Annotated in this window: 12 protein-coding genes; 6 read left to right on the forward strand and 6 right to left on the reverse strand. The window is 25.6% G+C overall.

The features are described 5' to 3' along the window. Nucleotides 1-113 precede the first annotated feature (113 nt). Together ruvC and purN are read left to right on the forward strand one after the other, a co-directional pair. On the forward strand, nucleotides 114-578 hold the full coding sequence (ruvC, locus tag ABVS04_RS06995; RefSeq protein ID WP_368029956.1) for a crossover junction endodeoxyribonuclease RuvC: 465 nt from the start codon (nucleotides 114-116) through the stop codon (nucleotides 576-578). A 51-nt stretch (nucleotides 579-629) separates the two neighbouring features. Then, entirely contained in the window at nucleotides 630-1,238 is a 609-nt protein-coding gene (purN, locus tag ABVS04_RS07000) for a phosphoribosylglycinamide formyltransferase (protein ID WP_368029957.1), read from the forward strand. Between the two features lie 18 nt (nucleotides 1,239-1,256). On the opposite strand, the gene ABVS04_RS07005 is transcribed toward purN, so the two are convergent. The 3 genes from ABVS04_RS07005 to ABVS04_RS07015 form a co-directional block, all read right to left on the reverse strand. Beyond that, entirely contained in the window at nucleotides 1,257-1,712 is a 456-nt protein-coding gene (locus tag ABVS04_RS07005; protein WP_368029958.1) for a hypothetical protein, read from the reverse strand. A gap of 69 nt (nucleotides 1,713-1,781) precedes the next feature. After that, the gene (locus ABVS04_RS07010) at nucleotides 1,782-2,396 is read right to left on the reverse strand and encodes a trimeric intracellular cation channel family protein (protein WP_368029959.1); all 615 of its coding nucleotides are present in this window, start codon (nucleotides 2,394-2,396) and stop codon (nucleotides 1,782-1,784) included. Nucleotides 2,397-2,463: 67 nt separating this feature from the next. Continuing rightward, entirely contained in the window at nucleotides 2,464-3,381 is a 918-nt protein-coding gene (locus ABVS04_RS07015) for a glutaminase (RefSeq protein ID WP_368029960.1), read from the reverse strand. 229 nt (nucleotides 3,382-3,610) lie between these two features. Between ABVS04_RS07015 and ABVS04_RS07020 the strand changes: the two genes are divergently transcribed. Genes ABVS04_RS07020 through ABVS04_RS07035 form a run of 4 tightly spaced genes read left to right on the forward strand, consistent with a single transcriptional unit; the run spans nucleotide 3,611 to nucleotide 9,572 of the window. Continuing rightward, the gene (locus ABVS04_RS07020) at nucleotides 3,611-3,949 is read left to right on the forward strand and encodes a chemotaxis protein CheB (protein ID WP_368029961.1); all 339 of its coding nucleotides are present in this window, start codon (nucleotides 3,611-3,613) and stop codon (nucleotides 3,947-3,949) included. Next, the gene (locus ABVS04_RS07025; RefSeq protein WP_368029962.1) at nucleotides 3,915-6,629 is read left to right on the forward strand and encodes a CheR family methyltransferase; all 2,715 of its coding nucleotides are present in this window, start codon (nucleotides 3,915-3,917) and stop codon (nucleotides 6,627-6,629) included. Before ABVS04_RS07020 ends, ABVS04_RS07025 begins: the two co-directional genes overlap by 35 nt. Continuing rightward, the gene (locus ABVS04_RS07030) at nucleotides 6,613-8,028 is read left to right on the forward strand and encodes a GGDEF domain-containing protein (protein ID WP_368029964.1); all 1,416 of its coding nucleotides are present in this window, start codon (nucleotides 6,613-6,615) and stop codon (nucleotides 8,026-8,028) included. The genes ABVS04_RS07025 and ABVS04_RS07030 overlap by 17 nt, the downstream gene beginning before the upstream one ends. Continuing rightward, a complete protein-coding gene (locus ABVS04_RS07035; protein WP_368029965.1) occupies nucleotides 8,022-9,572 on the forward strand; it encodes an HD domain-containing phosphohydrolase in 1,551 nt (516 codons plus the stop codon). The genes ABVS04_RS07030 and ABVS04_RS07035 overlap by 7 nt, the downstream gene beginning before the upstream one ends. Nucleotides 9,573-9,604: 32 nt before the next feature. Here the strand turns inward: ABVS04_RS07035 and yedF are convergent, their stop codons facing one another. The 3 genes from yedF to ABVS04_RS07050 all read right to left on the reverse strand — a co-directional run bounded on the left by yedF (nucleotide 9,605) and on the right by ABVS04_RS07050 (nucleotide 12,450). Next, nucleotides 9,605-9,829, reverse strand: a complete 225-nt coding sequence (yedF, locus tag ABVS04_RS07040) for a sulfurtransferase-like selenium metabolism protein YedF (RefSeq protein ID WP_368030003.1) — start codon at nucleotides 9,827-9,829, stop codon at nucleotides 9,605-9,607. A 16-nt stretch (nucleotides 9,830-9,845) separates the two neighbouring features. Next, on the reverse strand, nucleotides 9,846-11,048 hold the full coding sequence (yedE, locus tag ABVS04_RS07045; RefSeq protein WP_368029966.1) for a selenium metabolism membrane protein YedE/FdhT: 1,203 nt from the start codon (nucleotides 11,046-11,048) through the stop codon (nucleotides 9,846-9,848). A gap of 196 nt (nucleotides 11,049-11,244) precedes the next feature. After that, nucleotides 11,245-12,450: an ArsS family sensor histidine kinase gene (locus tag ABVS04_RS07050; protein WP_368029967.1), complete on the reverse strand. Its 1,206-nt coding sequence runs from the start codon at nucleotides 12,448-12,450 to the stop codon at nucleotides 11,245-11,247. Between the last annotated feature and the right edge of the window lie 3 nt (nucleotides 12,451-12,453).

Raw genomic sequence — 12,453 nt, forward strand, 5'->3', positions numbered from 1 at the left:
TAGTGAATAAGTAGTGAATAGTTTTTTTCCTTTAAGAAAGTATTTATTAAAAAAATACCATTATATCGCATGTTGAGTAATGTGAATAAATAAAGAATGAAAAGAGTGAAAAGGTGAAAATATTAGGAATTGACCCCGGTACTAGAAACTGTGGATATGCTATTGTAGAAAAAAATGGAAATAGTATAAAATTAATAGAAGCTGGGTTAATAAAAATAAAAACAAAAATATTACAAGAGCAAATTGTAGAGATGACTGAGGGCTTTGATTTGATATTTGATAAGCATGAAATCAATCAAGTTTCAATTGAAGATATGTTTTATGCATTTAATCCAAAAACAGTTATAAAATTAGCGCAATTTAGAGGTGCTATTTCTCTTAAAATTTTACAAAAATTTGGAAATTTTGCTGAATATACACCTTTACAAATAAAACAAGCAGTTACAGGAAATGGAAAAGCTACAAAAGAACAAGTGGCTTTTATGGTAAAAAGATTATTAGGAATTAAAAAAGAAATTAAACCTCTTGATATAACAGATGCTATTGCAATAGCATTAACCCATGCACAAAGATTGTAAACTAATTTTAAAATAGATATAATTTCCATTTTAAAAAAATTAGGATATATAATGATAGAAGAAAGCGAAATCCTGTTCACAGGTAAAAGAATTGGAATATTAGCTTCATATAATGGTAGTGGATTTGAAACAATACAAAAAGCTATTGGTGAAAAAAAACTTGATGCAAAAATAGTAGTAGTAATTTCAAATAATACAAATGCAGGAGTTTTGCAAAAAGCAGAATCTTATGATATTCCAAATTTTATTATAAATGATAAAAGATATCCAGGTCAAAATATAGATGATAAATGCGCAAGATTACTAAAAGATTTTGATTGTGATTATGTATTTTTATCAGGTTTTATGAAAAAAATTGAATCAAGTCTTTTAAATACCTTTCCAAATAAAATTATAAATACTCATCCAGCACTTTTACCATCAGCTTATGGTGGTAAAGGTATGTATGGAAAATTTGTTCACGAGGCTATTATAAAAAATGGTGAGAAAAAATCAGGTGTTACAATTCATTATGTAAATGAAGTTTATGATGAAGGCGAAATAATTCTTACAAAAGAATTAGAATTAGATGCTAATGAAACTGTTGATTCTTTGGAAAATAAAATAAAAGAGCTTGAAAAAGATGCTATTGTTGAGGCTTTTGAAAAACTATTAGCTTAAAAGCTAATAGTTAAATTTTTATTTAAATGTAGCTGCTAATTCATCAGCAGTTTTAATAAATTTAATACTTGTAATTTTAGAATTTTCTAAAGTTATAATAGATATTTTATCTTCTTGTACTGGAAATAATGCTTTATTATCTTCGTCAATTAAAAGAATAGAAAAAGCATAATCTTTCATTTTTGGAATTGCAACCCATTTAGAAATTAAACTAGGCATTCCTGTAATATCAGCAACATATGCAATATTATTGTTTGTTAAATAATCTTTATCTTTAGAAGCTAAAAATTCTTTAATAGTGTTACTTTCTTCTTTAGTTGCAGAAAAAATTACAGTTTTTATTTTTGAATCAATTGTGAATTCTTTTTCAAATTGATCTTTTATTGTAAGTGTTGGAAGATTACTTCCTACTGTTAAAGAGTTTGCAAATGCACTTAATCCTAAAAATATTGTAAACAGAAATTTTTTTATCATTTTTTTCCTTTGGTTTTTAAATGCAAAATTCTAACTACAAATAGTAAACGAAAGGTTAAGGAGTATAATTTATTCTTTTGATAAAGTTGGTAAATGCCACTTTTTATAGTATGCAAGAAGTCTTAAAATAACTCCGCATATAAATACAATCATAATACTAAATAGGTTTCTTAATTCAAATATTTCTAAGACGAACATAGCAGAAGCAATAATTAAAGCAACTGTTGCATAAAACTCTGAAACTAAAATAGATGGAACTCTGTTTATTAATATATCTCTTATTGTGCCACCTCCAACTGCTGTTAGAAAAGCTAAAATTAAAACACCTAAGAAATTAAATTCATTTTGAATTGCCACAATTGAACCTGTAATTGAAAAAGAGACTAAACCTATAGCATCTGATATTATAAAAGTAGTTTTTCCTTCTAAATCATCGATTTTATGAAGTTTAAAAAGTAAGGCTATCAAGACAGTAGCAACAACTAAAATAACTGGAAGATTACTTGTAAAAACATAAGGTGTTTTATCAGCCAAGACATCTCTAATCATTCCTCCTCCGAGGGCTGTTAGAAATGATGATATAAAAACGCCTAAGATATCAAGTTTATAATGAACTGCAATTAAAAAACCACTTAGAGCAAAACAAATTACTCCAATAATATCAGCTATTTCTAATGCACTCATTTTTTTAAATCCTATAAATTAATATTATACAAGCCTTGTATATTTAAAAATTATACTAAAAACAGGGTTAAAAGATTGATAAGCCTGTTTTTGAAGTAAATAGTTCTAAAGCTTTTGTTCCAATTAGAGAATTTCCTTGAGCATTTAACTCAGGTGAATATACACATATTGCCATTTTTTGAGGAACAATAGCTACAATTCCTCCTCCCACACCACTTTTTCCTGGAAGTCCAACTTTATATGCAAAATCGCCACTTGCATCATAGTGACCACAAGTTAGCATTAAAGAACTTGTTCTTTTTGCTTTTGATATACTAATTATTCTTTCATTTGTAAGAGGATCAATTCCGTGATTTGCTATATATAACATTGATTGAGCAAGTTGAGATGTACTCATCATAATTGAACATTGTTTAAAATATGTATTTATAACTGTATCAATTTTATTATGAATATTATCATAGCTTTTTATCATATTTATTAAAGCAAAATTTTTAAATCCATGTTCTAGTTCTGATTTATAAATGTCTTTATCATATGTGATTGTGTCATCATTTGCAACTTTTTTTATAAAATCTAATATATATTTAAAAGTATATTTTTTATGAATTGAAACTAAAGTATCAGTGGTTACTATGGCACCTGCGTTTATAAATGGATTTCTTGGAATTCCATTTTCATACTCAAGTTGAACTAAAGAGTTAAAAGGATCACCTGATGGCTCATGTCCTACCCTTTGATAAAGGTCTCTTCCATATTGATGAAGAGCAAGAGTAAAAGTAAAAACTTTTGAAATACTTTGAATAGAAAATTTACTATTAACATCTCCCACACCATAAGATGTACCATCAAATAAACGAACAGACATAATAAACTGATTTGGATCTACTTTTGCAAGTGCGGGTATATAATTTGCAACTTTTCCTTGTGAAAAAAGAGGTTGTATTTCTTTTTCTATTTCTTCTAAAATTGCTTGATAGTTCAAGTAGTCCCCTAATCATTTTTATTTGGTATATAATTAAATTTTCAAAATATTGTACACTTTATGAGTGGCTTATAAGTGGATATTTTAAATACAAATTATTTATTTATTGTTTTTATTATTTTCTTACAAATATAAATAAATATTATACTAAAAAGTGATTAAAAATTTTTGCATTTATGAAACAATGTGGGTAGAATATTATTTAATATAAATAAAAATGGATTTTATAATGAAAAAGAATGATTTAATATATATTGGTATTGGCGCAAGTGCTGGTGGTTTAGAAGCTTTACAAAATCTTGTGAATCATATTCCTACAAATACAAATTTTGCCTATATTGTTGCCCAACATTTATCTCCCACATACAAAAGCCTTTTAGTTGAATTATTATCAAAAGATGCACCTATAAAAATAAAAGCAGCTGAAGATGGTGAAACTATTGAAGAGGATACGATGTATATTTGTCCTCCAAATAAAAATATAGTAGTTGATGAAGATAAAATATTATTACTTGAAACAAAAGAGATAAGTTATGGACCAAAACCATCTGTTAACTTACTTTTTTGAATCAATAGCAAATGCTAAAAAAAATAAATCAATTGGAATTATTCTTTCAGGAACAGGAAGTGATGGAAGCAGGGGAATAAGAGCTATTAAATCTGAAGATGGTTTTACAATTGCACAACAGCCAATTAATGCAAAATATGATGGAATGCCAAACTCTGCAATTAATACTGGAAATATTGACCTTATTTTGGAACCTGAAGTTATGATAACTGAAATTATTGAAATACTTAATTTTAGAGGAAAAAATGTAAATAAAAATCCTATTCAAAATCAATTTCAAGTTTATAACAATATTATAAAAAGAGTAAGTAGTGTAAAAAAAGTTGATTTTTCTTTATATAAAAATTCCACTATTCAAAGAAGAATAGAACGAAGAATGGCTGCATTAAAAATGGTAAATATGAGCAATTATTATAAATATCTTTTAGATAATTTAGAAGAAATAGACTTATTATTTCAAGATTTCTTAATAAATGTAACTTCTTTTTTTAGAGATGAAGAGGCTTTTGATTCATTAAAAGAGGTTTTAAGAAAAACAATTGAAGAGAAAAAAGATAAAAATATAAGAATTTGGATACCTGGATGTAGTACAGGAGAAGAGCCTTATTCTATTGCTATTATTCTCTCAGAAATTTTAGAAAATAAAATAAGTGATTATAAAATACAAATTTTTGCTACAGATTTAGATGATTCTGTTATTGCTTTATGTAGAAAAGCTAGGTATCCAGAAGCTGCTGTTATAAATATAGATAGAAATATAGTAAAAAAATATTTCACTATAAAAAATGATGAGTATGAAGTTATAAAACCAATTCGAGATATGTGTATATTTTCAAGACATAATGTTATATCAGACCCTGCATTTATGAGACTTGATTTAATTTCATGTAGAAATATGCTTATATATTTTACAACTGAATTACAAGATAAAATATTTCCTATGTTTCATTATGCTTTAAATGATACGGGCTTGTTATTTTTAGGAAAATCTGAATCTATAGGTAAATTCAACTATCAATTTAAACTAATTAATAAGAAATGGAAAATATATCAAGCCATATATCAAGGTACAAAAACTCCACCATTTCCTGTAAAACTACCAAGTGAAAAAGAAAAAATCGCAAATCAATATAAAGAAGCTGAAACACTAGTTCAGCCAACAATATCAGATATGATAACAGAGCATATTAGAAGACATATAATTCCTAAATGTATAATTGTAAATGATAGTTTTGAGATGATTTATATAAAAGGTAAAAATCAATTTTTGGTTCATCCTGAGGGTGAAATAACTCAGAATATATTTAAAAATGTTCATGAATCATTAACTTTAGAATTAAGAGCTTCTTTACATGCTTGTAAAAAAGATAAAAAAATTATAAAAAGTGCATATATTAAAGTGAATATAAATACAGAAGATATTTATGTAAGAATGATAGTATCTCCTTTAGATAACTCATTTACAAAAGATTTATATTTAATTTGTTTTCAAGAAGAGGATCCATCAATTTTTGAAAAACAAGGTATTTTAAGCTCTACAGAATTTACTAGTGAAGTTGATGCATTAAATTTAGAAATTGCAAAAACAAAAGAGCATCTTCAAACAGTTATTGAAGAGTTAGAAACTTCAAATGAAGAGCTTCAAAGTTCAAATGAAGAGCTTCAAAGTTCAAATGAAGAACTTGAAACTAAAAATGAAGAACTTCAAAGTACAAATGAAGAGCTTCAAACAGCCTATACAGAGATGAGATCTATGTATGAAGAAAGAGATGAAGAAAATAAATTAACAACAAAACTAAAAAATGATTTAGAAGATATAAACTTTAGAGTAAATGCTATTAATAATGTTATAAAAATAGGAACAATTGATTATCATGTAAGTAAAACAAGTGATTATTTTATAGATAATAATTTTGCTAGTATTTTGGGATATAAATTAGAAGAGTTAATGAACAAAGTTGATTTTATGCAATGGTATGAATCTCAGGTTCACCCAGATGATGTTCAAATTAGAAAAGAAAAAATTGAAGAATTACTTTTAGGAAAAATTGAATCATATAGTTTAGATATTAGATTTCTAAACAAAAATAAAGAATATATTTGGCTTCAATGTTATTATATAGGTATAAAAGATAATGCTTCTCATGTTTTAAGATTTATTGGAACAATAAAAGATATTACTAAAGAAAAAATGCAAGAAGAAGAAGCAAAAAATAAAAAAGAGATGATTGATGCACTTTTAGGAACAAATTTAACAGGTGTATATATTTATAATTTTGAAAAAAAGAGTAATACTTATATAAATGAACAATATACTAAAATAACAGGTTATACACTTGAAGATTTTAATAAAATGAATGGTGATAAATTTTTGAAATTATTTCATCCCGATGAAGTAAAAACTATACATAGTCATTTAGAAAAAGTTCAAAAATTAAAATCAAATAAAAAAACAATTGCTATTAAATATAAATTTAAAAATAAAGATGGAAAATATTTAACTCTTATCTCAAAAGATACTATATTAAAATTTGATGATAAAAATAAGCCCTTAGAAATGATAGGTTCATTTGTAGATATTAGTGAATTTGAAGATGCAGAAACTAATATTAAAAAAGAGTTGAATAAACTTATGAATTCATTAGACATAGAGGATGCTCAAAATGCCAAAAAGAAATGATGACTTAAGAGAAAAAGCATATGATTTAATTAAAAGAAAAGGTGAAGTATTTTCAAAAAAGTTTGAAAATAGTGATCTTGTAACTCTTCTTCATGAACTTGATGTTTATCAAGCAGAACTTGAAGCACAAAATGAGGAATTGAGAAAAAAAGAGAATGAATTAATTTTAGCTAATGAAAAGAACCAGAAACTATTTGATGAAGCTCCTTTTTCTTATTTATATCTAGATAATAGTTTGGCTGTAAGAGAAGCAAATTTTTTGGCACAAGATTTTTTTAAATTTTCTAAATCAAAACGAGAAATTATAAATTTTTCCTCTTATATTAAAGATGGAGGAATGAAATTCTTCTTAGATTGGATTGTTTCAGGTAACTATAGAAATAATTATTTAGAATTAGATTTAATGAATTTTCATAAGAGGTCAAATAGATTCAGACTTTATTTAAAAGATTATGCTGAAGAAAAAAAAGGATATTTATTAGCTCTTCAAGATGTACAAAAAGAAAAAGACTTATCAGAAGATTTAAATAGAAAAAATCTTTTATTAAATGAAATAAACCAAAATCAAGAAAATTTAATTTTAGTTTATGATAATAAATATAATCTTATATTTGTAAATGATAGATTTTTAGAATTTTATGCTACAAAAGATATAAGTGATTTTAAAATTAAATATTCATCAATTGATTGTACTTTTATTAAAAATGAAGGTTTTTTTAATGTTGATACAAAAACTAATCTTCATTGGACAGAGATGATGACTAATTCTGAACAAAAAGATAACTTAGTACTTTTAAATGAGAAAAAAACAGATAATGTAAAAGCTTTTATAGTTTCAATTTCTAAAAGTAAAACAGATAATATTATTTGTACTTTATCTGAGGTTACTAATATTTCTTTAGAGAAAAGAAAACTAGAAAAAAGAGTTTTTTATGATGAATTAACTCAAATTTATAATCGTGCTAAATTTAATGATTTTTTAAATACAGAATTTTCATTTTTTAAACGTCAATCATTAGATTTATCTATTGTAATGTTTGATATTGATTTCTTTAAAGATATAAATGATAATTATGGACATGATATTGGAGATGAAGTATTAAAGTATTTATCTGAAATAGTTAGTACTAGATTAAGAGAATCAGATATTTTTGCTAGGTGGGGAGGAGAAGAGTTTATTATATTGTTAAAAGCATGTACTAAGGAAGATGCTTGCACTTTTGCTCAAAACTTAAGATCAAATATTCAAGAAGCTGTTTTTGTAAATGATATAAAAATAACATGTAGTTTTGGAGTTACTGCAATGCTTTTAGATGATAGTATTAAAACATTTCTTAAAAGAGTAGATGAACTCCTTTATAAATCAAAAAATAATGGTAGGAATTGTGTTTCATGCTAATTGTAAATGATATAGAGTTAAGAAATAAGGCTTATGAAATAATCAAAAGAAAAGGTAATGATTTTTCTTCAAAATTCGAAAGTAGTGATTTAAAGACTCTTCTTCATGAGTTAGATGTTTATCAAGCAGAACTTGAAGCACAAAATGATGAATTAAGAGATAAGGAAAACAAGTTATTAAATTCTCAACTTGAGTATGAGAGTTTATTTATGGATTCTACTATAGCTTTTATTTTACTTGATGATAAATTAGAAATACAAAAAATAAATACTATAGCTAGAGCATATTTTGCATATAAATTTTTAAACGAAAAAAATAAAATGTTTATAAGTTTAATTGCAAGAAATGGAATAAAATCTTTTTTTAATTGGATTGATAAAAAAGAATATCTTAAAAAACATTTGGAAATAGATCTACTTTGTGATAGTGGAATAACTAGTTTTAGACTAGATGTAAAACCTTATTTACTAAAAGAAGGGTGGTTTGTATTATCTTTAGAAAATATAGAAAATGAGAAACAATATGCACTTCAGAAAATAGAAAACTATAAAGAGATACTTTATACTTTGATAGATATGATAGAAAAAAGAGATCCTTATACAGCTGGTCATTCAAAAAGAGTAGCTATTTATGCAAAAAAAATAGCTACTAGAATGCATTTGACAAAACAAAAATGTGATATGATTTATGAAGCTGGAATTTTGCATGATATTGGAAAAATTGTTATTCCTGATTCTATTTTATTAAAACCATCTACACTAAATGATGTGGAGTATGGGCTTATTAAAAAACACTCATCAATAGGATATGAAATTTTATCAAAAGTTAGTGATTTTAAAGAGATTGCAAAAATTATTCACTTTCACCATGAAAGAGTAGATGGACTTGGTTATCCAGATGGTTTAAAAGTAGAGGATATTCCTATAGAATCAAAAATTCTAGCTATTGCAGATGGTTTTGATACAATGACAACAAACAGAATATATACTAAAAGAAAAACTTCTGAAGAGGCTATAGAAGAGTTAAATGCCTGTAGAAACAGTATGTATGATAGTGATATATTAGATATTGCAATTGAAGTTTTATCAAAAGAAGATATTAATGAAAATATATCTCAAAATCCAATATCACAAATGGAAAGTGCTAGATTCTCATATTTTTATAATGACCAATTAACACATTTATATAATATTAATTATTTAGATTTTATTATTAATCAAAACATCATTAAAGAGTATGATTATTTTAATGTTTTAAGTCTTAAAAACTTTTCTGAATATAATAAAAAGTATGGATGGATTGAGGGTGATAGATATTTAAAAAATGTTGCAACGATTTTAAAAGATTTATTGCTTGAATCAAATAATCTTATTTTTAGAGTATTTGGGGATGATTTTGTAATATTAACAAAAAACAAAAATACAATAGATTTAAATAATTTTTCTATATTAGATGATGACATAGTTAAGATAAGATTAGAATCATATCTTGTTGTAGATTTGAATATTAATACATTAAAAGATATTAATAAATTAGGAATTTAAAAAAAGAGAATTATGTAATTCTCTTTTTTTTCTTACTTTTGTATTAGATATTGAATTGTAGGACCACTACTATCTATACTTAAAACTTTGTAGCCATGATTTTTTGCATCAATTGGAATATTATTTATACTTTGTGGACAATCACTAATTATCTCTAGAATTTCACCTTTTTCTAAACTTTCCATAGCTTCTAGTGTTTTTACAGCAGGATAAGGACAAGGCTCTCCTTGCATATCAAGTCTATAATTTGGAATTATATTTTCTTTTTCCATCTTAATTTCCTTTTGTTTGTAATTTTAATCGATAGTTTTTTTCAAGTTTTAGAATTAGTAAAAATAGTAAAAACAAGAAAATATAGTTCATAAATAAACCGCCGTATTGACCAAATGATTCAAGAAAATTTATTTTTGGCCAAGATGTAGCCATTGAAATTGAAAAACTATCCCACATAAATGCAAGTAATGTTGCACCAATTACATTTCCAATACCAACTATCCAAAAATGAACTTGACCTTCAACTGCTCTATACATCCAACCACATTCACAACCACCTGCAAGAACGATACCAAATCCAAATAATAATCCACCAATAATAGCGTTTGGTCCAGCCCACATTATTTTTGCTGGACTTCCAATCATAATATAAGAGAAAACTCCAATAGTAGAAACAGCCATTCCAATTACAATTGCAACTGCAAGTTCACTTCTTCCTGTTGTGAAAATATCTCTAAATGCTGAGGTAAAACAAATTTGTGCTTTTGCAATAAGTAAACCAAATGCTGCTCCAAAAAGCATAGCAATTCCAAGTTTCATACTATTTGCGAAGAATATTAAGTATAAAGTCCAAATAATCATAGCAAGAAATACAGCAGAACCAATAGTAAACAATGACTTAACTTGTTGTTTGTCTTTTTGTAAATCTTTACTACAAGATACTTTTTCTAGTTTAATCTTTGATTTAAAAAAAGAAAGAGCAGTTACTTTTACACCTAAATAAACACCAATAATCATAGCAAGAGTAAAAAACCATGCGTGTGCTGAAAACTGAGGAATTCCTGTAAATAAACTAGCAAGGTTACAACCCATACCAAGTCTTGCTCCAAATCCTGCAATAATTCCACCTATTAAAGCTTGTGCAATTCTAATATTACTAGCTGGCATTCTTAGTTTTACATTGTTTCCCCAAAAAGCAGCTGCAATACAACCAGCAAACATACCAATAATCATAACACCATCAATTCTTGTAAAGCTATTACCTTCCATTTTCATGATTTTATAATAACCCCAATTGCTAATATCAACACCAGCAAATTGTAATATATGACCACCCCATCGTGTGAACTCACCTGTAACCGCCCAATACGTTCCAGTTATACCAAAGTAATAAGCAGCTAAAACACCTAAAGCAATAACAGCAGGTGTTGGCTTCCAAAACCCAATTAAATAGGTCTCTTTAAATCGCTTGAAATAATCCATTCAAGGTTCTCCTAACAATATGTTTTAATTTTGAAATTTAGGATAAAACTTTTATGAGTCTAAAAGTATAAAAATCCTGATTGATGAGATGGAATGTATTTACATATCTCTATTTGTGCCACAAATCTGAAGAAATATTAATATAAAATAGCTTAACTATTATTGAAAAGGTAAAATAAAATTTACTAAAATGATTTTATTGAATATTTAATAGACAAATCTTAAAGATATTACTCTCATTTTCATAAGAATATTCCAATCTAAAATCGTGTTTATCAATAATCTTTTTTACAATACTTAAACCCAAACCAAATCCATCTCTTTGGGAAAGTTCTTGTGTAAATGGTTTTAGATAGTGTTCAAGCTGTTTTGATAACTCTTTTCCTTTGTTTGACACTGAAATTGTATTTAATTTTACATCTATTTGTATTGGGTATGAAGTGGCGTATTTTAAGGCATTGTCAATTAGGTTTTTTAAAACAATTGAAAGATAATATAAGTCAGCATTTATTTTAAAATCTTCATTTATATTTATTTCTATTTTTGATTCATCATCTAAATATAGTTTTCCCAAAGATTCTATGATTAAAGTTTCAGCACTAAATACAGTAATATTTAGTTTTGTAGAGTTTAGTTTTTCAAGCTCTATTAATTCGTTTGTTAAAACTTCTAAATCTTTGAAAATTTTTTTTAATAACTCTTTTTGTGAAAAATCATCTATTTTTTCAATGGCAAATTTACCCTTTGCAATTGGAGTTCGAAGTTCATGTCCTATATCTCTTAAAAGCTCTTCTCTTGTTTTGATTAGGTTTTCTAAATTTGAAGCCATTTTATTAAAAGAGTTTGATAAAACTCCTATTTCATCATTTGATTTAATATTTATTCGGCTTGATAAATCACCATTTGCAAAGCTTGTGATTTGTTTTGTGATTATTTTCAAAGGAGAAAGCAGTTTTAATATATACATAAAAATCAAAATCAAAACAAAGATATCTACAAAAACTAAAATATTTAATATGATTTTATCTGTAATATTCTCTTCATCGGCAGTTCTTAAAATATATTCTTCATCTAAATATTTGATTTTTATTATAAACTCATCATCAAAAGATTTTTTTAGAATTTTTATATATCCAAAGGTAAAACTATTATTATGCAAAATTTCTAGCTCTTTGTCTTTGTTTTCTGGGTTTATAGCTTTTAATTCATATTTATTAAATAAGTTTGTTAGTTGATTTTTGTTTTCTATATTTTCAAAAAGCTCATTTGCAATTTTTATATATTTTTCTTTTACTAGGTTATCAACTCTTTTTGAATTTATCTCATCAATCCAAAAGCCAATTATACTCATAAGAGTTAAACTAATAAGAAATAAAATTGATATTTTTTTTAAAATTGACATATC

The sequence above is a fragment of the Arcobacter sp. s6 genome, assembly GCF_040884245.1.
In the GTDB taxonomy this organism is placed as follows: Bacteria; Campylobacterota; Campylobacteria; order Campylobacterales; family Arcobacteraceae; genus Aliarcobacter.